The sequence below is a fragment of the Flectobacillus longus genome, from assembly GCF_030056705.1.
GTDB classification, from domain to species: Bacteria; Bacteroidota; Bacteroidia; order Cytophagales; family Spirosomataceae; genus Flectobacillus; species Flectobacillus longus.
The window spans coordinates 87,651-110,706 of the sequence record NZ_JASHIC010000004.1; the positions used below are offsets into that span (position 1 = coordinate 87,651).

At 37.5% G+C, this 23,056-nt stretch carries 17 protein-coding genes; 8 read left to right on the forward strand and 9 right to left on the reverse strand.

Going from position 1 to position 23,056, the window contains the following annotated elements:
- Positions 1-42 precede the first annotated feature (42 nt).
- Positions 43-870 carry a polysaccharide deacetylase family protein gene (locus QM491_RS03270; RefSeq protein WP_283325810.1) on the forward strand — a complete coding sequence of 276 codons (828 nt, stop codon included), beginning with the start codon at positions 43-45 and terminating at the stop codon, positions 868-870.
- A 58-nt stretch (positions 871-928) separates the two neighbouring features.
- Entirely contained in the window at positions 929-2,302 is a 1,374-nt protein-coding gene (locus tag QM491_RS03275) for a M20/M25/M40 family metallo-hydrolase (protein WP_283325811.1), read from the forward strand.
- Between the two features lie 37 nt (positions 2,303-2,339).
- On the opposite strand, the gene QM491_RS03280 is transcribed toward QM491_RS03275, so the two are convergent.
- The 3 genes from QM491_RS03280 to polA form a co-directional block, all read right to left on the reverse strand.
- Positions 2,340-2,960 carry a hypothetical protein gene (locus tag QM491_RS03280; protein ID WP_283325812.1) on the reverse strand — a complete coding sequence of 207 codons (621 nt, stop codon included), beginning with the start codon at positions 2,958-2,960 and terminating at the stop codon, positions 2,340-2,342.
- A 326-nt stretch (positions 2,961-3,286) separates the two neighbouring features.
- Positions 3,287-3,838, reverse strand: coding sequence for an REP-associated tyrosine transposase (locus QM491_RS03285; protein ID WP_283325813.1), 552 nt, complete (start codon positions 3,836-3,838; stop codon positions 3,287-3,289).
- 123 nt (positions 3,839-3,961) lie between these two features.
- The gene (gene polA, locus QM491_RS03290; RefSeq protein WP_283325814.1) at positions 3,962-6,787 is read right to left on the reverse strand and encodes a DNA polymerase I; all 2,826 of its coding nucleotides are present in this window, start codon (positions 6,785-6,787) and stop codon (positions 3,962-3,964) included.
- 142 nt (positions 6,788-6,929) lie between these two features.
- On the opposite strand from polA, the gene QM491_RS03295 reads away from it, so the two are divergent.
- On the forward strand, positions 6,930-8,132 hold the full coding sequence (locus QM491_RS03295; protein ID WP_283325815.1) for an AAA family ATPase: 1,203 nt from the start codon (positions 6,930-6,932) through the stop codon (positions 8,130-8,132).
- Positions 8,133-8,169: 37 nt separating this feature from the next.
- Positions 8,170-8,670, forward strand: a complete 501-nt coding sequence (locus QM491_RS03300) for a hypothetical protein (protein WP_283325816.1) — start codon at positions 8,170-8,172, stop codon at positions 8,668-8,670.
- Between the two features lie 33 nt (positions 8,671-8,703).
- Here the strand turns inward: QM491_RS03300 and pepT are convergent, their stop codons facing one another.
- Complete coding sequence (gene pepT / locus QM491_RS03305) at positions 8,704-9,951, reverse strand: peptidase T (protein ID WP_283325817.1); 1,248 nt, start codon at positions 9,949-9,951, stop codon at positions 8,704-8,706.
- A gap of 372 nt (positions 9,952-10,323) precedes the next feature.
- On the opposite strand from pepT, the gene QM491_RS03310 reads away from it, so the two are divergent.
- The 4 genes from QM491_RS03310 to QM491_RS03325 all read left to right on the forward strand — a co-directional run bounded on the left by QM491_RS03310 (position 10,324) and on the right by QM491_RS03325 (position 16,643).
- Positions 10,324-11,595, forward strand: coding sequence for a citrate synthase (locus tag QM491_RS03310; RefSeq protein WP_283325818.1), 1,272 nt, complete (start codon positions 10,324-10,326; stop codon positions 11,593-11,595).
- A 619-nt stretch (positions 11,596-12,214) separates the two neighbouring features.
- Entirely contained in the window at positions 12,215-13,198 is a 984-nt protein-coding gene (locus QM491_RS03315; RefSeq protein WP_283325819.1) for a septal ring lytic transglycosylase RlpA family protein, read from the forward strand.
- 126 nt (positions 13,199-13,324) lie between these two features.
- Entirely contained in the window at positions 13,325-15,472 is a 2,148-nt protein-coding gene (locus QM491_RS03320) for a S9 family peptidase (protein ID WP_283325820.1), read from the forward strand.
- Positions 15,473-15,674: 202 nt separating this feature from the next.
- Complete coding sequence (locus QM491_RS03325) at positions 15,675-16,643, forward strand: Rpn family recombination-promoting nuclease/putative transposase (RefSeq protein ID WP_283325821.1); 969 nt, start codon at positions 15,675-15,677, stop codon at positions 16,641-16,643.
- Positions 16,644-16,872: 229 nt separating this feature from the next.
- Here the strand turns inward: QM491_RS03325 and QM491_RS03330 are convergent, their stop codons facing one another.
- From QM491_RS03330 to QM491_RS03350, 5 genes are all read right to left on the reverse strand, one after another.
- Complete coding sequence (locus QM491_RS03330) at positions 16,873-18,906, reverse strand: kojibiose hydrolase (RefSeq protein ID WP_510186157.1); 2,034 nt, start codon at positions 18,904-18,906, stop codon at positions 16,873-16,875.
- 35 nt (positions 18,907-18,941) lie between these two features.
- Entirely contained in the window at positions 18,942-20,204 is a 1,263-nt protein-coding gene (gene kynU, locus QM491_RS03335; protein ID WP_283325823.1) for a kynureninase, read from the reverse strand.
- A complete protein-coding gene (locus QM491_RS03340; RefSeq protein WP_283325824.1) occupies positions 20,147-20,701 on the reverse strand; it encodes a hypothetical protein in 555 nt (184 codons plus the stop codon). Before QM491_RS03340 ends, kynU begins: the two co-directional genes overlap by 58 nt.
- A gap of 135 nt (positions 20,702-20,836) precedes the next feature.
- Positions 20,837-21,382: a C40 family peptidase gene (locus QM491_RS03345; RefSeq protein ID WP_283325825.1), complete on the reverse strand. Its 546-nt coding sequence runs from the start codon at positions 21,380-21,382 to the stop codon at positions 20,837-20,839.
- A gap of 205 nt (positions 21,383-21,587) precedes the next feature.
- Complete coding sequence (locus tag QM491_RS03350) at positions 21,588-22,985, reverse strand: glycoside hydrolase family 30 protein (RefSeq protein ID WP_283325826.1); 1,398 nt, start codon at positions 22,983-22,985, stop codon at positions 21,588-21,590.
- Positions 22,986-23,056 lie beyond the last annotated feature (71 nt).

Consider the following 23,056-nt stretch of genomic DNA (forward strand, 5'->3'; position numbering starts at 1 on the left):
AAGTTATAAGAATATCGAGTGTACATTTCAACCTTTCAATAAATGATATTTATAAGACAAAAAAGAGGGATAATTGCAATATTAGTGGCGCTAATACTAAGCAGTTTATATGTTTTTAGAGGCTATATATTTCTAGAAAATATGCCTAAAGCAGGAATCGCACTTTCCTTTGATGACCGATATATCAAAGAATGGTACCAACTTCGTCCCTTATTTAAGAAATATAATGCTCATGTAACGTTCTATCTCACTCAACCTGACAGCCTTAGCACAGAAGAATGGAATATGTTGAGGATATTAGCCCAAGATGGGCATGAGATTGGTTGTCATGGTGCAATCCATACACAATCAATTCCTTTTGTATGGCGAAATTCAATACAAGAGTACCTTGACATAGAAATACATCAAGCTCTCAAAACAATGCAATCACATGGGTATATTCCCCATACTTTTGCACATCCTGGTGGTTCTCAATTTTGGTGGCTTGATCAAAAGCTTTATCAATACTTTGACCTATTAAGAGATGTTTCTCTCAAGAAAAGAAAGCTAGGGAATTGGGTATTTGAGCGAAATATTAATGAAATTAACGAAATCTATTTTAGACCAAATCAATCAAAAAGCGTTAGTGCCTTAATGATTGATATTGGTAATGAATTATCAGAAAAAGAGATAACAAAAGTGCTAATAAAGGCTAGAAATACTCAAAGTGCTGTTATGCTTTTTGGACATAAACCTTTGTTTCAATCTGCAAAAACAGGACAGGAATATGGATTTGAAGTCGAATTTTTAACGTATATTTTATCAGAAAGTGCTAAATTAGGTCTGATAACCTATACAATGGCTGAATTAAGCCAATTCAACAAACCATAATTTTCATTTAATTCACAAGTGTTTGGCTTCGTCTTACACGCAAACATTACCTTTATTCATGAAAAAAAAATACTCCTTCATCACAACACTATTGCTGTCGGCAACGCTCAGTCAAGCGCAAACTGCCGACTCGGTGGTCGTTAAAAAATTATATGATGCTACTCTTTCGCACGGACAGTCTTATGAATGGCTTCGTCAACTAACTACCCAAATCGGTGGTCGTTTGGCAGGTTCAGCCAATGCTGCTAAAGCTGTACAATGGGGAAAAAATGTACTTGAGCAAGCTGGTGCTGACCGAGTATTCCTACAAGATGTGATGGTTCCTCACTGGGAACGTGGCGCAAAAGAAGAAGCCTATATTGTTGTTGGCAAACAAAAAATCACTGTCCCTTTATTAGCATTAGGTGGCTCAATTGCAACTCCTAAAAAAGGTATTCAAGCAGAAGTAATCGAGGTTCAAAACTTCCAAGAATTACGTGCCCTAGGAAAAGAAAAGTGTGAAGGAAAAATCATTTTCTTCAACCGTCCGATGGATCCGACTAAAATCAACACGTTTGAAGCTTATGGTGGTGCAGGCGACCAACGTCGTAGCGGTGCGAACGAGGCCAGTAAAGTAGGCGCTATCGGTGTGATTATACGTTCATTGAGTAATACGCTCAACGATTATCCTCACACAGGCTCGATGCAATATGCCACAGGTGTTCCTTTGATTCCTGCTGGAGCTATTTCAACCAATGCCGCAGAACTTTTAAGTAAAACACTTAAAGAAAATCCTAAAACGCAGTTCTTCTTCAAACAAAACTGTGAGACCTTAGATGACGCTCCTTCACACAATGTAGTGGCTGAAATTAAAGGTTCGGAAAAACCAGATGAATATATTGTAGTGGGTGGTCACTTGGATTCTTGGGATGTTGCTCAAGGCGCACATGACGATGGTACAGGTATTGCTCAGTCGATGGAAGTGCTACGATTGTTCAAAGAACTAGGTATCAGACCTAAGCGCACAATCCGTATTGTTCTTTTCATGAATGAAGAAAATGGTAACCGTGGTGGTATCAAATATGCAGAGTTAGCGAAGCAGAATAACGAAAAACATATCTTCGCTTTAGAATCAGATAGTGGTGGTTTTACCCCAAAAGGATTTGGTATTCAGGGTGCTGCTGCCTCTGTTTTTGAAAAAATCCAAGGATATAAATCGTTGTTTGCTCCATACGGTTTACACGAAATCGAGCGTGGTGGCGGCGGTGTCGACATCGGTCCATTGGGTCCACAAGGAACAGTGTTGATTGGCTTCAAACCAGATTCTCAACGTTATTTTGAATATCATCATGCTTCGAATGACAAATTTGATACCGTAAATCAACGTGAATTAGAACTCGGTGCAGCTTCTATGGCTTCATTAGTTTATTTGTTAGATAAATACGGTTTGTAAGAAAAGAGGTGCTAGTGAAAGTCACTAGCACCTCTTTTTATCTTCCATGTCCATGGCTTCTGCCTGGTCTTCCAGGGCGTCCATGCCCTCTTCCTAAGCCAAAAAGTCCGCCGCTGTCTGTCCGTTGCAGTCCATATCTTATCAAAAATCCATAAAAAGATTTCGATGAGTCATAATATTCATTACTAAAATCATAATATCCTGTTACCAAGCCAATTCCCCATTTGGAAGATATTTGTGCAAAAATGCTATAGGTCAGTTCTAACATCAAACTTCCTTGGGAATCAAAGAGTTTTCCCGCTCCTATTGTCATTTCATTGGCAAATATTCCCATATTACAAACATCCATTGTTACTCTTGCTTCCAAAAAAGAAGTAGTATCTGGGCGCAAAGAGTTTCTTCCGTAAGCAATTCCTAAATCTACGATATTAAAAGACTTTCCTATTTCTATATTCTGAGCCACACGATCAGACAACTTACCAGCGCCAGTATAGATAGCAAAAGGCATACTTCGAACATATATAGGAGCATTTTTCCATTTGAGTCCTAACTTCAAAGAATCTTCTGCTGGTGCTTGTGACGGACTTGTCGTCGTTTGAGAATATATCTCATAGCAAGAGAGTATGCTCAGTAGAGCATAGAGTAGCAATTTTTTCATGTGTTTTAATGGAAAGAAATCCTTAATATGTTCTTACGAAGATATTAAAAAGAAGAGAGGAAAATGTTTGAAGATAAGATTATTACAAAACTGGCATTTCATGTACTGGTACTGGATTATACGCTGGTGCTGGATTCATATCAAGCACCCAATCTTTCTAAGGATTCCAATCCTTTATTACTCCAATAAAATTACCTCTAACGCTGTTTGCTCTTTAGTATAATAATTCTTTGCCAAACTATATCGCCAATCTTCGGGCTTATCTACCTACGCTGGTGCTGGATTCCTATCCAGCACCCAATCTTTCAAAGGATTCCAATCCTTCATTACTCTAATAAAATTACCTCTAATGCTGTTTGCTCTTTGGTATAATAGTTCTTTGCCGAGCTATATCGCCAATCTTCGGGCTTATCTACCAAACCAGCTTTCACAGGATTTTGATGAATATAGTCCAATTTCTGCATTATCACATCATAAGAATTTAGCCATATTGGATGATTATCATGTTGCCAAAACTGGTATTTCTCATTCCCTGCTGTTCGTCTACCAGACCACTCAAAAAGCCTTAACATCCATTTTTTTCTTGATTCAAACGGATTGGTTTCAATCGCGGCTATAATACGTTTTGCGGTAAACTGTTTTAGTTCACGTAAAATTTTATCCATCGGTCTTCCTCTCGTTCCGATGATGGCATGAAAATGATTGGTCATCAAGCAATAGGCATAAATATCAAGGTCTTTTTCCTTAACACAGAAAGATAGGTTTTCTATGAGGATATTATTATACTCCTCTCTTGTAAATACATCTACCCAATAAACTGTTGCAGTGCTGATAAAATATAGACTCGATTGGTCTATAAACTTGTATTTTCTGGACATAGAACTTTTTAATTTTGTTGTAAAACTATTTTATGGTTTTAGGATTAGAATCCTAAGAAAAAGTAGGTGCTGGATAGGAATCCAGCACCAGCACCTGTTTTATTTAGTTGGAAAACATATTCATTAATGCGCCTCTAGCCAGTTTTGACCAACGCCCATGCCTGTTTCCATTTTTACAGGAAAATCTATGGCATGAATCATCAAGTCATTTACTCGCTCTTTTAGTAAATCTAACTCATCGCGATGAGCATCGAATACTAATTCGTCATGCACTGTCAAAATCATACGAGAACGAAGTTTTTCTTTCTTGATAAAATCATTGACCTTAATCATTGCCACCTTAATCATATCTGCTGCCGATCCTTGGATTGGCGCATTGATGGCGTTTCGTTCTGCGAAACCTCTTTCGACCATATTCTGAGCATTGATATCTCTCAAATATCTTCTACGTCCAAGAATCGTCTCACAATAACCTGTATCCCTAGCCTTGATTACAGCTGAGTCCATGTATTGTTTTATGGCAGGAAACTCTCTCCAGTAACTATCAATAATTTCTTTAGCTTCAGTTCTCGAAATCGCAATTTGTTGTGATAAACCAAATGCAGATACACCATAGATAATACCAAAGTTGACAGTTTTTGCCTTTCGACGCATATCTGAAGTTACCTCATCCAAGCTTACATTAAATACCTTAGCCGCTGTTGTTGCGTGAATATCTCTGCCTTGATTAAAGGCTTCAATCATAGATTCATCTTGTGCAAAAGCAGCCATAATGCGTAACTCTATCTGAGAATAATCGGCAGATAAAATCAAAAACTCTTCATTTCTAGGAATAAATGCTTTTCGAATCTCACGACCACGAGGCGTACGAATTGGAATATTCTGCAAGTTTGGATTAGTACTTGATAAACGACCCGTAACCGCCACGGCCTGATTAAATGACGTATGAATACGACCAGTACTTGGAGAAACTAGCTGTGGTAAAGCATCGACATAAGTGGACTTTAGTTTTTGTAACTCTCTAAAATCCAGAATTTTTTTCGCAATCTCATGTTCAGATTCTAGTTTAGACAAAATCTCCTCCCCTGTCATATATTGACCTGTTTTGGTCTTTTTAGCCTTAGGGTCAAGCTTGAGTTTTTCGAAAAGAATTTCTCCTAATTGTTTCGGTGAACCAATATTAAATTCTACCCCTGCCAATTCGAAAACTCTGTCTTGCACAATGCGCATATCAGTTTCTAGTTCCTTGGACATATTGCCCAAAAACTCGGTATCGATGCGCACGCCTTCCATTTCGATATCAGCCAAAACTTGTGTTAAAGGCATTTCTACCTCTTCAAACAATTTGACCGCTCCTGAATTTTCAGCCAAAATCGGATGTAGTCTATACTTGAGTTGCAAAGTAATATCGGCATCTTCTGCTGCATATTCTTTGATTTTTTCCAGTTCTACATCACGCATATTGCCCTGCTTCGCTCCTTTTTTCCCAATCAATTCCTCAATCGAAACAGGGGTGTAGTTCAAATAATCTTCCGCCAAAATATCCATGTTGTGACGTTTTTCTGGCTCGATTAGATAATGCGCTAACATGGTATCGTACAATTTACCTTTTACAGTCAAACCATATCTTTGCAAAACCATCAAGTCATATTTGATATTTTGGGCAATTTTTTCGATGTTTTCATTTTCCAAAACAGGACGAAATTCATCGACAATCGCTTGCGCCTGTGCTTGATCGGCTGGTACAGGCACATAAAATGCTTCCCCTTTACGATAGGCAAACGCCAATCCCACCAATTCTGCCTCGACGGCATCGACGCTTGTTGTTTCTGTATCAAAACAAATAGCCTCTTGTAAACTCAAGAAGTGTACTAAATTTTGACGAAGCTCTGGGGTATCTACCGCATGATATTGGTGAATGGTAGAGAAGATATTTTGTTTAGATTCAAGCGTTGTTTCGGTGACAGCAAGAGGTTTTTCGGAAACCAACCCTCCAAATAAATCCATCTGACCTGCGGCAGCAGCTTTAGAAGCTTTTGCAGAAATAGTTTCTTCTTTCGCTACAGATTCAGATTCCTCGCCTAACAAGCGTTTGCGTAAAGTTCTAAACTCTAATTCATCCAAAAGTGGAGAAAGAGCTTCTTTATTTACTTCTGAAAGCCTCAGTGACTCCTCATGAAACTCGATAGGTACTTCACACAGAATCGTGGCTAACTCTTTTGACAATAAGCCTTGTTGCGCAAAATTGACCACATTTTCCTTCTGCTTGCCTTTTAATTTATCTGCATTGGCAATCAAGTTTTCTACACTTCCAAACTCGGCAATAAGCTTTTGCGCTGTTTTTTCACCAATACCAGGAATGCCAGGGATATTATCTACAGCATCACCCATCAAACCTAATATATCGATGACCTGAGATACACTTTCGATTCCCCATTTGTCACAAACCTCTTGTGGCCCTAGAATTTCGACACCCTTACCCATAAAGGCAGGTTTGTACATTTTGATGCGCTCCTCTACCAACTGACCGTAGTCTTTGTCGGGAGTCATCATATAAATTTCCATATCCTCATGTTCACGAACAGCCTTCTTGACCAATGTACCAATGACGTCATCAGCCTCATAGCCTTCCATCAATAAAATAGGAATGTTCATGGCTTCTAACAAGCGCTTTACATAAGGGATTGCAACAGTAATATCTTCAGGTTGCTCTTGACGTTGTGCCTTATATGCCTCAAACTGCACATGGCGAAACGTAGGCGTTGGCGTATCAAAGGCTACACCCAAATGGGTAGGTTTTTCTTTGGCTAAAATTTCAAGTAAGGTATTAGCAAAACCAAAAACAGCACTAGTATTTAGTCCTTTTGAACTAATACGAGGTGTTTTTTGAAACGCAAAGTGAGCACGATAAATCAATGCCATTGCGTCGAGTAGGAATAATTTTTTCATTATTTTAGTCTGTAGCCTTCCAATCGGTCAAGCACACTTCAGAATGAGATTTTATTGATTATTCAAAAATACCAAAAAAGACTCGCTTCTCTTTTAAGATGAAGGAAAAGATAGTTATTTTGTAAAAATGATGTAAAATATTATGGGAGAAAAACTGATAGTTAAAGATTTTGGACCTATTAGTTCAGCAACTTTAGATATAAAAAAAATAACCGTTTTTATCGGGCCACAAGGTAGTGGAAAATCTACTTTAGCAAAATTGTTGGCTATTTTCAATAACCCCAATTTCTTAGTAGATGCTTACATCGGGAAAAAGATAGAAGATTATTTTTCTCGATTTCAAATTCAGTATTTTTTAAAATCATCTAGTTCTTTCGAGTACAGTTCAAATAATTTTCAGGCAAAATTCAAGGATAATGATTTTTCGCTTCAAGTAGCTAACGAAGCTGAGCTTCTGGAAACTTCAGTTACACCGTATTTCTCATCTTTTGAATCCTTAAAAAATGAATGGGTTAGATATAACGAACGAGTACAACGAGGCACAACAAATAAGAATACTATTTTAACTTCAGTTGTATTACCAAGCCTACTAAAAAATATTACTACTCTAACACATCAAACAAAGTATCTTCCAACTGATAGGATTTTTATTTCATCCATATCAGACTCAATACTTGGTCTACTCACAGCAAATATTGCTCTTCAAAAAAGTACCATTGAGTTTGGTAACTATTTTGAGATAGCTAGAACTCATGTTTCTAATCTACCCATTAAATATCTCAACATTGCATATAAATATGAGAATGGTCGAAATCTTATTTATTACAACGAACAAGACTCTGTACCTCTTTCAGCAAGTGCTAGCGGGCATCAATCTTCAATTCCACTCCACGTAACCATAGAACATTTTTCAAAGGAAGGCGATAATCTATTTATTGTGGAAGAACCTGAATTGAATTTATTCCCAATAACTCAGAAAAATTTAATTCAATTCTTAATTGAAAAATGTGGAGACAATAATCGCTTAGTCATTACAACACATAGTCCTTACGTACTAAGTACAATCAATAACTTGTTGTTTGCCTACCAGACAGCACAAGCTATACCCGATAAAGAAGAGGAGTTAGCAAGCATCATTCCAAAATCACAGTGGATTAATCCAAAAGACTTTTCAGCTTACTATGTGGGTGAAGATAATGAAGGGAATAAGGGTGGCGTAAAATCCATCTTTAATGAAAAAACAGGCTTGATTAGTGAAAATGAATTAGATGAAATCTCTGATAGCCTTGGAGATGACTTTGACTCAATCATGCAAATTTATAAAATGCGTAACCGTGAGAGATAAAATCAATGCCGTATTTCCTTGTTTCACAGGGATATGTATGGAAATCTACACTAATCATACTTTTTGGGTAGACGAGTACCTTGAAGACATAAACCCTCAAAAACCGAGAGGGAAGTCGTATGTAATTACAGAATTCGACGTATTAATAGAAGACCAGCCATTCAAAATTTTTAACCCTAACCACAAAGAAGTCAATTTCTTAGCAATTGACAAAGGTTTATTTCTTGATTTAAAAGAACATCCCGCAAGATGCGACTTTGCGGTATTTGATGATACCCGTTTTTGCTTTGTTGAAAGTAAAAAATCTACCTTGGGGCAAAGGTCAAAAGAAAGAAAAGATGCTATTAAACAGCTAAAATCAACAATTCAACTTTTCCAGAAAAAAGTCAATTTTACGGGTTTTCAGGTTGAAGCGCAAGTAAGTTTAAGAGCAAAAAAAATCTACCCACGACAAAACTCTAATAGACAAAATGACGCAAAAGAGTTTGAAGATGAATTTAATGTAACGCTTTACGAAAATAATACTATAGAATTCTAACCCTGTTTTGTATCAGGGTTAGAACTCCGATATTTACGCTTTTTCCTCCCAAATACAACATAAATTCACAATGGTCTCCACTGCTTTTTCCATATCCTGAACTGACACCCATTCGTGCTTCCCGTGAAAAGCGTGTTCGCCTGCAAATATATTTGGGCATGGCAAGCCCATAAATGAAAGTCTAGAACCATCTGTACCACCACGGATACTCATTTGCTTGGCAGGAATACCTGCACGCTCAATAGCTTCTAGCGCATAAGCCGTTACATGAGGATATTGATCCAGAATCTCTTTCATATTGCGATATTGCTCATGCACCTCAAAAATCGCCTTCGAATTGGGATAGTTTTCCAACACTTTTTCCATTATGCTTTTCAAAAACGTCTCATGCTCATGGAGTTTTTCCTCTGTAAAATCACGAATGATAAAACTAACAGATGCCTCTTCTACCGCACCTGAAATGCCAACAGGATGAATAAAGCCTTCTTTACCCTCGGTAGTCTCTGGAGAAAGAGTCTCTTTGGGCAGATTTGCCACAATTTCGGCGGCAATTTTTAAGGCACTTTCCATTTTACCCTTGGCAAAACCAGGATGTTGACTCACACCTGTAATTTTAATTACAACACCATCAGCCGAGAATGTTTCATCTTCCAACGAACCTAATGTTTCGCCATCGATTGTATATCCAAAATCAGCACCTAGTTTTTCAAGATCTACCTTAGTTGTTCCTCTACCGATTTCTTCATCTGGCGTAAACAAGATTCTAACCTTCCCATGTTTAATCTCAGGATGAGTCATTAAGTAATAGGCAGCATCCATAATTTCGGCAACACCTGCTTTGTTGTCGGCACCCAATAAAGTTTTGCCACTTGCGGTAATTATATCGTTACCGATTTGAGCAGGCAAATCAGGGTGTTCGGCACAACGAATTACCTGAGAATGATCATCTGGCAAAACCAAATCCTGTCCTTGATAGTTATTATGAATAATTGGTTTTACCTCTTTCCCTGAACAATCTGGAGATGTGTCTACGTGCGAACAGAAGCATATCACAGGTACTATTTTCTCAGAAGTAGCTGGTATTGTGGCACATACATAACCGTACTCGTCTAGCTCGGCGTCTGAGATACCCATTGCAAAAAGTTCGTCGACCAATACACGACTCAAATCTTTTTGCTTTTCGGTAGAAGGCTGTGCCGATGAATCTGGATCTGATTGAGTATCAATCTGAACATAGCGTAAAAATCGCTCGGTTACGGTATTTTTATATGATTTAAGCATAATTTTGAGTAATGAGTATGGTATTTTGAACAAAAACTATAATAAAACCAATCAAAATGGTCTAATAAAATTCTAATATATTTATTGTATCAGATTGATTTATTTAATTATTTAAAGAATTTTTATGGTTAAAATTATTTATTAAACAAGTTTCAACAAAGGTAATGAAGGTTTCAAATTTCGTGATTATCTTGCAGAAACATTCTTGAGGGAAATATTATGAACAGCCATAGAATTGTACAATTTCTATATGTATCTAAATTTACCAAAGAATCCGACAATGATTGCCTTGCAAAAGGCAATTTTCAGTAAATTCGCTTCGTCAAAATAAAAACAAAATTTCAAAAGGTTAAGCCAAATAATATATAGGTTATGTCAGATTTTGCAGAACTATCATTAGGTGACAAACGCATTCAGTTACCTGTTATTACTGGAACTGAAGATGAAAAAGCAATTGATATTGCCAAGCTCCGTGATGAGACAGGTTATATTACAATTGACTCGGGTTACAAAAACACAGGTGCTACGAAAAGTGCGATTACATTCCTCGATGGTGAGTTAGGAATTCTCCGTTACAGAGGATATTCAATCGAAGAGTTAGCTGAAAAAGCTTCATTCTTAGAAGTAGCTTACTTGTTGATCTACGGTGAGTTGCCTACTGCAGAACAATACGCAGCATTCGAAAACGCAATCAAAATGCATACTATCGTGAACGAAGATATGCGTAAGATTTTTGAAGGCTTCCCAGTAAATGCTCACCCTATGGGCGTTTTATCGGCGATGGTTTGTGCTATGTCTGCTTTCTATACAGGCGATAAATCTGGATCTGACGAGTTAAATATTATTCGTTTAATGGCAAAAATGCCATCAATGGCAACTTGGTCATACAAAAAATCTCAAGGTCATCCTGTAAACTACCCTAACAACTCATTGGATTACTGCTCAAACTTCTTGAATATGATGTTTGCTTTGCCAGTAGCTCCTTACCAAGTTGATCCAGTAGTTTCGGCGGCTTTAAATAAATTATTGATTCTTCATGCAGACCACGAGCAAAACTGCTCTACTTCGACAGTTCGTTTGGTTGGTTCTTCTCATGCAAGTTTATATGCTTCTATCTCAGCAGGTATCAATGCTCTTTCTGGTCCATTACATGGTGGTGCAAACCAAGAAGTAATTGAAATGTTGGAAGCAATCAAAGCTGATGGTGGTGATACTGCTAAGTATATCGCAATGGCCAAAGATAAAAATTCTGGTTTCCGCTTAATGGGCTTTGGACACCGTGTTTACAAAAACTTTGACCCTCGTGCAAGAATCATCAAAAAAGCAGCAGACGATGTATTAGCAGCTTTGGGTATTAACGATCCAGTGTTGAAAATCGCTTCTGAATTAGAAGCTGCTGCATTGAGTGATGAATACTTTGTAGCTCGCAAATTATATCCAAACGTTGACTTCTACTCAGGAATTATTTACCGTGCATTAGGTATCCCTACTGATATGTTTACTGTAATGTTTGCTATTGGTCGTCTTCCAGGTTGGATCGCACAATGGAAAGAAATGAAGGCTAATAAAGAACCTATCGGTCGTCCACGTCAAGTATATGTTGGCGCTACTCCACGTGAGTATGTAGCAATGGAACAAAGATAATTTCTTACCAGACTATTTAACTTGTAGAGATTCCTCGAAAGAGGAGTCTCTTTTTTTTGTCCTACCAACAACTTTTTAGAAGATATTGAAAGAGGTACAATCCTCCATTATTCCTACTTTATTAGGAATAAATTACTAAAAAATCCAAGACTCGAATAGCTCTTTACCTTTACTTTCCTTGCTTAATAAGGCTGCTAGTTTATGTGTATTTAACTTCTTAATTTTCAGAAGTTCTATCTACTTTAAAAGGATTGAGAAAAATCATTTTTCACTTTTCTAAGAACCGCTATATACGTTATTCTTTTCACAAAACTTGTCTTATAACTTCCAAACCAAGGAATCAAACTTAGAAAGCGTATCCAATAAAAATTTGCTTTTTGCGTTATTTCTCGAAAGTTTCTTCTGAAATAAAAAAAAATCCAAAAGCTAATTTTTTGATAGTCAGATATATATTTTTTTTCACTACCTTTGTAGGATGTTCTCCAGACATAGAGCATACTATTCATGTACAGATTTCCTACCCAAAGTGGTACTTCATTTATCTTTGGTTTAAGGGTTTTTGGTCGTTAAAAAGCCAATTTTTAGCCTCTTTTACTAAATAAATTTAAAACCTAATTCTATGAGGATTATCAAGCATATAGTACTTTTTTGCGTTTTCTTCTGGCAACAGTTTTTAACAAAAGCACAAGTTGGCGAAAAATATTACGGACGAGCGTCCTATTATGCCGACAAATTCCACGGACGAATGACTTCTAGTGGAGAGTACTACAGCCGAGACGAATACACTTGCGCCCATCGCAATCTTCCTTTCAATACCATCTTAGAGGTAACCAACACCATCAATAACAAAAAGGTGATTGTAAAAGTAAACGACCGAGGTCCTTTTGCTTACAGCCGTGTGTTAGACCTTTCTTTTGCCGCTGCTAAAGAACTAGAACTTCTTGCAAATGGCGAAGCCGAAATCCAAATGAAAATCCTTTCTATGGACAATCCTGCTTATATCTTACCAAGTTTTGAGCCTGGTGAGAGGGGGGATTTTAACAAAGAGTTCCGACAACACTTACCCATCAAATTTGAGATGAAAGATGGCAGAATGGTATTAGACACTGCCTACAAAGCTCCTGTTAGTACCGTAGCCGCACCTAATGTTATTACAAGCAATCAGTCGGCCAATGCTACTCATAAATACATTAGAGTTGTCAAAGATGGCAACGGCAACTACAAACTAGACTCTTCTGGTACTACCGAAACGGCTCTTATTGCTCCTCCCAAACAGCAACCTCTAGAAGTAAGTACAGCTGTTGTCAATGCTTCATCCAATCCCACCAACACTTCTGGTCATGATTACCTGAATGTGTACACAGATGAGGAAGGTCGTATTCGTGTTAGAAACACGAAAAATGAATCGATTGGAAAAGCAAGTGCTAATGCAAAAGAATTGAAAAAATCTGACGCTCCTACTCAGGTTGTTGCATCCGAGAACAAGCCAGTTGAAAAACCGAAGGAAGTGTCAAAAGATAACTCATCCAAACATTCCTATTTGCAAGTAGTAAAAGATGCTGATGGGCGTGTTAGAGTAGAAACTAGAAGTTCTAACAACTAAGGTTAGTTGTTTAGAGTTGACTATCCGTGTTAGAGCGATAAAAAAGCTAGTTTCTTCCGAGAGACTAGCTTTTTTATTAGATTTGTTAAAGCACAATTTACTTTTCACAAATCTTACTTCATTAACATGATAAAACGCTTATCCATTATCCTGCTAGTGGTATCCAATAGCTTGTTTGCGCAAAATGGCAAAGACAAAGTTTTGGTTACAGACATGAACAAAATCAAATCAGTTGGTTCAGTCAATTTATCTCCCGATGGCAAAAAAGTTATCTATTCTGTTCGTTCCAATGAACCTAGCGAAGAAAACAAACTTGAGTTTGATTATCGTTCGCATATTTGGGTGTCAGATCTTCAGACTAACAAACAGCTTACTCGTGGTTTAGAAAGCGTAGGCAGTGCTATTTGGTCGCCCGATGGAAAGCAGATTGCTTTTGCTCGTGGTGTAAAAGGTAAATCCCAAATCTTTATTATGCCATTGGATGGCGGTGAGGCTTTTCAGTTGACCGACCTCAAACAAGGTGCTTCCAATCCATCATGGTCTCCAGATGGAACTAAAATCCTTTTCTCTGTAGGTACAACAGTAAACGAAATGTTGAGAGATACCTTATTGAATCCTTCAAAAGCATTACCTTCTTGGTCATTTGAAAAAGCTGGCTTCAAGGACAATACCTTTCTTAAAGCTGACAAAAAAGTAAAACCAAATCCAGATGGCTCATTAGCAGAAATTAGAGCTTATTTAGACAAAGATGTTGAAGATAAAAAAGCTAAAGTTTTCAGCCGTTTAAATTTCCAAGGAGAGGCCAATACCGATCCAGAAATACGGTTCAATCTACTTTTTGTTATAGAGGTAAAAGAAGGAGCAAAAGCCAAACAAATTACGCATGGCTACTGGTCGTACAACGGAGCATCATGGTCGGCAGATGGCAAAAAAATCTTTGCTTCTTGCGGTAGAGATACGACTTTGCACCCAGACAGAGAACAAAATTCTGCTATCGTAAGCATGAATGCAGATGGTAGTGATTTGAAATATATTGTTGCCAAAAAAGGGGTTAGTTACAGCAATCCTACTCCATCACCAGATGGTAAATTGATTGCCTTTACTCAATCGGAAGTGAGTTGGTTAGGCTTCAATCAGCTATTAATTGCAAATGCCGATGGAAGTAATATTACGCCTATCGTATTTGATAGAGCATCAGGAAATTTGGAATGGACAGATGATTCAAAAGCTTTATATCTGACAGCTCCTTCAAATGGTGGAACTCCAATTTATAAATTAGATATTGCGAGCAAAAAAATTGAAAAACTAACAGATTTTAATACAGGTATTACGGCATTCGATATTGCTAAAGATAAAATTGCCTTTGCTAAAACTGAAGTTAAAAATCCATCAGAGCTATACGTTACGGACTTATTGGTAAAAAATCCAGTAAAAATCACTTCATTGAATGATGAATGGCTTAGTACAAAAGCCGTTAGTTTTCCAGAAAAACGCACTTATAAAAACTCAAAAGGCTTAATCGTAGAATATTGGATTATGAAGCCTGCCAATATGGAAAATGGTAAAAAATATCCTCTCCTACTCAATATGCACGGAGGGCCAACTGCGATGTGGGGACCTGGCGAAAGTTCGATGTGGCATGAGTTCCAATATTTTTGCTCGCAAGGTTATGGCGTTGTATATGCCAACCCTAGAGGTTCGGGTGGATATGGAAAAGATTTTCAATTTGCCAACTATCAAGATTGGGGTACAGGACCCGCAGAAGATGTACTCGCAGCAGCTTCGGATGCTGCCAAAGAAGCATGGGTTGATACCTCGAAGCAAGTACTGACAGGAGGTTCTTATGCAGGTTACCTTACTGCATGGATTGTAGGACACGACCATCGTTTTAAAGCTGCCTTTGCACAACGTGGCGTCTACGACCTCACAACCTTTATGGGTGAAGGAAATGCTTGGAGATTGGTACCAAACTACTTTGGAGGATATCCATGGGAAGAGAAGATCAAACCAATTTTAGAAAGAGAATCCCCATATACTTACATCGACAAAATCAAAACGCCATTGTTGATCAAACATGGTGAAAATGATTTAAGAACAGGGGTAATTCAAAGCGAAATGATGTTCAAATCTATGAAAATCATGGGTAAAGAAGTAGAATATGTGCGTATGCCAGGTGGCACTCATGAGTTATCAAGAAGTGGAAATATTCGCCAGCGCATAGACCGCATGTTGCGTATCTACGAGTTTTTTGAGAGATATGTTGGAAAAAAATAACAGCAATACATTTCGATAGCAAAAGCCAGCTTGACATTTTCAGGCTGGCTTTTACTTTAATCTACTTTTTATTATTTACCTATAAATAGAAAATAGTCAACTTTTCCTTTTACAAGAAACTATAAATCAAACATTTAGACAGTATAGAAGTAAGTCGTAAAAATTGCCTAACTTTGGATTTTAGAACTACTCCTTTATAAGCATGAAAGCAAAATATCTTAATCCATTTACGGACTTCGGGTTCAAGAAAATCTTTGGTGAAGAAGCCAGTAAGCCACAACTTATTGACTTCCTAAACTCCCTTTTGCCCGAAAGAGACCAAATCGTAGAACTCACCTTCAAAAACAATGAACAATTAGGCTTTACGCCATACGATCGTAAGGCCATCTATGACATCTATTGCGAAAATCAAAATGGTGAAAAGTTTATCGTAGAATTACAAAAAGCCAAACAGAATTATTTCAGAGAAAGGACTATTTACTACTCGACTTTTCCGATTCGGGAACAAGCCGAAAAAGGTATCTGGAATTACAATCTCAAAGCTGTGTACTGCATTGGAGTACTAGATTTTACCTTCGATGATTACGAATCTGAACCTGAAAAATCAGAGGTTGTGCATACTATCAATCTCAAAAATCAGCATGGAAAGGTATTTTATGATAAGCTAACCTACATTTATCTTGAAATGCCTAATTTCAAAAAAGAAGAACATGAATTGGCTACCAGACTAGATAAGTGGTTGTATTTTATCAAAAACCTGGAAGACTTTCAGAACATTCCAGAGTTGTTCAAAGACGAAGTGTTTACCCATGCTTTTCAGATAGCCGAACTAGCCAAAATGGATAGGGAGGATTGGGAAAGGTACGAATACAGTCTCAAAGTATTCAGAGATAACAAAGCCACATACGACTATGCCGTGGAAACTGCCCGAGAAGAAGGACTCCTAGAGGGTATGATGGTAGGCAAACAAGCAGGCAGAGAAGAAGGTAGAGAAGAAGGCAGGCAGGAAGGTAGACTACAAGGAAAACAAGAAGGGAAACTAGAAGGAAAATTAGAAGGAAAAAAAGAAGTGCAACGAAATATTGCTCGACAAGCTAAGATGATGGGACTTGATACTTCTAGTATTCAACGATTAACAGGGCTTTCTTTAGAGGAAATTGAAAACTTATAAAATTTAGACATGAGGCATTTCCAATTTTAGTATTAGGGTTAGTCTCCAATTTTTCATCAAAAAAGCGGTCGGAAAATATTTTCCGACCGCTTTTTTGATACTACCATGCTAGATATGACTCGGCTCTAGACGAAATCATTGCACCTCTACTGCAAGAATACAAATTTTAACATAATTACTCCTTCATTCAATCTCTAAATTAGAGGTGACTAATGCTTGTTTTTTACCCTTACTTGTTATTTACAGTATATGTCTTTTTATGAACACCAACACCTTTTATCGTCAGTGATTTCCATTGCTTTGGTAACTTAGTAGACTTTAATTGTTCTACCCCATTCTCTTCAATTTCTAGTCCACCAAAGCCATTGATTAGCGTTTGTAAAAAACCTCCAGCACCTGTAGCAAAATAGGGATTATCTCCTCCAGCCATTTCTGCTAATACCTTAAATGGAGGCACTTCATTGGGTTGATAACTTTTTGCCATTAGCTCATAAGCCTTCTCAGCTTCTCCCAAGCGTGAGTATAGAATCGATAATATAGCCCAAGACATAGCAGGTCCATCAGGAGACATTTTTGCTTCATAGTAGTTTAAATCACGCTTAATATCCTCTGAGGTATTTACTTGGTGCATAGGATACGACAGCAGATTTACATCAGCTTGTTTGATTATTTCACCCTTATAAGTAGCGTGTTCCATTGTAACACCATTGGCATCTTTCAGAATTACTAGATTTTTCATCACCTCTTCCCACATAGGATTAGCATCGAGATGTAACTCGTCTGCAGCATCTATCGCAAACTCAAGTACTTCTTTAGTTATTCCGTTGGTATAAGCATTATCATCCACATTTTCTGCCCATTCATCAGCACAAACTACATTTATGATATGATATTTACCATCAGATCCTTTTTCGGCACGGCTCACCCAAAAATCAGCAACTTCTTTTAGCATTGGATAACCACGAGTTTTGAGCCACTCTTTATCTTTAGTTACTTGATAATATTTCCAAAATGCCCAACCGATATCTGCCGTGATATGATGCTGAAAAGGACCTGTCAATGCCCATACAGGTGTAGATTCTTGACCTTTATCGTCCGACTCCCACGGAAACATCACGCCTTTATAGCCATGCACTTTAGCATTGTTGCGAGCAGCCTCCATCCGTTGAAATCGATACTCTAGTAAGGATTTTGCTATTTCGGGATGTAGTAACAATATTGGGGGGAACATCCATATTTCTGTATCCCAAAATACATGCCCATTATACCCCAAGCCCGACAATCCCATTGGCGATAGACTATACGCTTGCCCTTCTCGACAAAAAGAATACAAATGATACAGGGAAAAATGTGCTGCTCGTTGGACTTCGTCATCTCCTTCTATCAAAATATCTGATTGCCAGAGCTCATCCCAAGCAGCTTTGTGCCGAGCTAATAATCGATCATGCTTTTCGAGGGCTGCATAAATAGTAAGGCGTTCGGCCTCATTGAGTGGGTCAATATTTTGCTCTGTTGAAATGGTAGAACCTACAACACTAAAACGGTAGGTTTGACCTGCTTCAATTTTTTTAGTAAATTTCAATCGGTGCAAACCATAGTCCCATTCTTCGTGAATTACCTTCGGCTCAGTACCCCTTGGCTCTTCAAAAATAAATGAATTAGATGCCGCTAAAGTATGTTTTCCTGTTGGCGATTTGGCTACCGACGTCAACAATGGAATTTGCGCATGAGGACGGTCTATCAAATGAAACGTATTTTTGACATCTCGTAAAATATCTGGTGCTGACATCAAACTATAAGGCGTTATCTCACATGCTTTTTGAGCTGTTATTTCAATATCAATCATCATAGAGTGAGGCAAATGCCGTAATGCCATCATAGATGATTTAACTAGTACTTTTCCTTGGTAGTCAAAACTAGTCATAAGAATAGCATTACGCATGTCGAGGGATTGCTGATAGTCAGAAATATCATTTTTAGTAATTTTTTTTCCATCTACTTCTAGATCCATATTCGCAAAATCAAAAGTTTTGAGAATATTAGAAACACGTCCTCGCCCATAGGTATCAAAGGCTCCATTGAGTACAACGTCTTTTACCCGAAGTGGCTCGGGCGATGACACAATACCAATCATTCCGTTGGCAACAGTAACACCATAATATCCTTTTGAGTCAATTTTATCGGCTTTTACTACCCAAGGATCTTGTGCCATAAGCTTTATGCTTACTAGACAAAGGCTCAATATAAAAGTGAGTTTCTTCATAATTTTAATAGATTGTTTATAAAATGGGCAATACCCTACGATACTCCTAAAGCTACACCTACTTTATAAACCTCTGTAAAAGTATTATACAAAGGGACAGGCGACAATCTGATTACGTTAGGTTCACGCCAATCACCAATAATTTGGTTTTCTACTAATCGATTGAAAAGCTCTTTCCCATTTTTTTCTGCTAAAATAGAAATCTGACAGCCATTTTGTTGAGTATCTACAGGGGTTATAATTCTTAGGATATGATTATTTTGTTCATTAAACTTTTCAATAATGAAACGTAAAAAACCTGTTAATTTAATACTTTTGGCTCGTAGGGCATTTATTCCTGCGGCATCGGTTATTTCTAAAGCAGCACGATGACAGGCCATTGCCAAAATTGTTGGGGTACTTAGTTGCCAGCCATCTGCACCTTGCATAGGAACAAAGCCTTTTTCCATCTTAAAACGTGTAGCTTGGTCGTATCCCCACCAACCTGCTAACCTTGGCAGGTTAGACACATGATGTTTTTCATGTATAAATACACCCGAAACACCTCCCATACCTGAATTGAGGTATTTGTAAGAGCACCAAACGGCAAAATCTACCTGCCAGTTATGTAATTCGAGCGGAATATTACCTACACAATGAGCCAAATCAAAACCCACAATGATTCCATAAGCTTGGGCAGTCTGGGTAATTAGAGACATATCTAGGACTTGTCCATTATAATAATTGATTCCGCCGAGCATTACCATAGCTAAGCTATCTTGATTTTCATGAATCAATTGAAGGATATCTTCTGTGTAAAATATATGCTCATTTTCTCTTGTAGTAACTTCAATAATAGCGGTTTCGGGATTGATACCTCTAGTTTTGAGATGTGTCTCCAAAGCATATTGATCTGAAGGAAAAGCTCCAGCTTCAGTTAAGATTTTGAATCGAGTAGCAGTTGGCTGATAAAAAGTCGTCAGCATCAAATGAAGATTAACGGTAAGGTTATTCATCACTGTAACTTCAGAAGGTTTTGCTCCTACTATTTTAGACAAAGGTGTTTTAAGATATTGCAGATAATTAATCCAATTATCGTCGCCCGTAAACCAGCCTTCTACGGCAAGATTACGCCACTTCTCGAGTTCTTGATCTAAATAAACTGAAGTATTTTTGGGTTGAAGCCCCAATGAATTTCCACAAAAATAAATCTGCTCCTGACCTTTATGAGCAGGAATATGAAATTGTGAGCGAAAGTTTTTTAATACATCTTCTGTATCCAGCTGTTGGGCAAATTGTTGTTGATTGAAGTATTCCATTTGATTGATGATTCCTGATGATGTCTTAGTTCATCAAATTTAATCATTCCTGAGAAAACTTGGTTGCTACTAAGTACGGGGAATCCTAAAATCAAATACTTTATCCTACCCATAACCTGATAATGAATATACGAAAGCTTGGTTGTTTTTACGACGGAGTCTTGCTGCCACTGCAATCCTGCCAAAAGTCCTTTTAGCTTCGAAGCTACATAAACACTAGTATCACGAGCTTGCAAACTGGTCGTAAAAGAAAGCTCCACTTCACAAAGTGGGTCAATTGAATAGTTACGATTTGCGGATTTAGCCGAAAGATTAGGGATATTTAGGGTGGTGGTATTAATCGAAGAGATAGTAAAACATATAAAAATAGTCGTTAGGGTGAATAGTAAGTGTAGGGTAGTTTTTTTTGTTGGAAATATTTTCTGTATCAGTAAAAACAAAAAAACAATTGTATAAATATTAAGTAGGATGATTAGTAAATGAATGACGGTATTCATTGTGGTATAGATTTCTGGTGTCTAAACGATTAAAATCAGGTCAAAACGTGGTAGACAAGTAATAGGGTTCTTCCCTACAAACAAGCGAAAGAACGAGAATTGATTTAATTACAATAGCGTTTTATACAAAATATTTTATTTCTTAGACGAATTTGCCTTGCGCTGAGGCACCATATCGAGCAATCCTACTACACGTTTGATACTGATAAATCTTCTACGATAATAGTCTGACTCTAGATAATCATAACGTACACCACCGTTCCAAGCTGAGTGTATAAACTTAATATAGGTATCTCCAACTTCGGTAATAATGCCCACATGACCTATACGGCTACTACCAGAATTATGCCCTTTGAAAAAAATTAGATCTCCAGGAAGAGCCTCAGCTTTTGCTATTTCATCTCCGATTAAAGATTGAGCAGCACTACCATGAGGTAGCATCATGCCAAAGTTTCGGAAACAATAACGCACAAAGCCCGAACAATCAAATCCACTTGTTGAACTTCCTCCAGAACGATACCTAAAATGTAAGTGATCATGAGCAAAACCAAGAAGATTATTAACAATCGACAAGGGGTGATAGCTAGACCTAGTTTCGGTACTATCTTTCCGAATATGTTGAGCTTTGGAGGCTATACCAGAAGTAATGAGAATGCAGGTTAGAAATATTTTTTTTAGCATAATATTAAGGCTTCTTAAAGATAACTCTATGCAAATTAGTACAAAATCTTCATAATTAAAAGATTCTGTACTAATTGCAACGTATTTTTTCGTCTTTTAATTATACTTTTTTTCAGAAAAAATATTTTTTAGTCGTTTATCACTAATCCGTACAACAATAAATCATTGGTAATTTATTGCCTTTTTTCATGATAGATATTGTCATTTACCAAACATAAGTAGCCACCGTTCCAGCAGATAAAGTCTGTTGGATTTTCTTGTTTTGATGACTAATCATAAAAGTAGAAGGTTTGTTGCTTTCGTTTAAAACAATCAGAACTATACGTCCTTCTGCTGTTTTGAATGCAATATTTTGTAATCCTATAGTTGTATTTGAGGCAATTCTTTGGGCGTTAGGACGTACAAATTTCGAAGCATGTGCTACGATATAATAAGCTGGATTACGTTTAATTTCATTTTTATCAATCGTCAATGCTCCCAAACATTCTGTACAACCTCCTTCCGTATGTGGATTTTGCTGAGGGTCTGCGGCAAGGTTCCATTCCAGTACAGTTTTGCACCAGTTGCGTACTGCACCAATAATGAGCGTTTTTGTATGCCATGCCAAATCACCAGCAAAATTACCTGGGGAGCCTATCCATTGTTCCGTAAAATATACATGTTTGTCTGGATGTGCTTCATGGACTTGTCCAATGCTTTCTACGCTTCCTCCATACAAATGAAACGCCGAGCCATCGACATATTGTCGGACTTCTGGGTCATTAAGTATAGCAATTGGATAATCTGGTCTGTCAGCATTGTGGTCATAAAGCCAGATTTTTGTTGTGATTTTTGCAGATTTGAACGCCTTCCCTAAACTTTGTTTGATAAAGGCTCCCTGTTCTTCGGGTTGCATCAACAAGCTAGGGTTATTGCCTGGATGAAGTGGCTCGTTCTGAATGGTGATAGCATCAATATTGATACCTTCTTTTTTCATACTTTGGATATATTTGACAAAGTATAAAGCGTAAGCATCGTAATATTTTGGCAAAAGACTTCCTCCTTTCGAGTTACCATTGGTCTTCATCCACACGGGCGGTGTCCAAGGCGACCCAAGTATTTTGATTGCTGGATTAATTGTCAAAATCTCCTTCAAAACAGGAATCAGTGCCTTTTTTTCTTCAGATAAATCAAACTTTTGAATCTTTTCATCAGTTTGACCTGTCGGTAAATCATTGTAGGTAAATACGTGATCGCTCAAATCAGAAGCGCCAATACTAACACGTAAATAGCTAATACCAATGTTTTTACCATCGAAAGCAAACAGTTCTTTCAAAAGCGCCTTACGCTTATTGGCATCCATTTGCCATAACAAAGTTGCACTTCCTCCTGTCAAGGTAAATCCAAAGCCATCCATAGATTGAAACTTTTGTTTTTCATCTACAAAAATCGTAGGAAGTGTACTTGATTGAGGACTGAACGTAAAGGTTTCTGACTGCTTCTCAAACAGTTTTGATTGATCTGCATGAGTCAGCCATACCTCGGCAGTTCGTGGTCCTTGGGCATGAGTTACTTGCCAGCTTACTAGCGTGGCCAGTAACATTGTTGAGATTGTTTTTTTCATAAAATAATTTTAAATGAAGGGAGATGTATTAGTTATGAATGATGAGTTTTGAATGATGAATTGTGAATGTA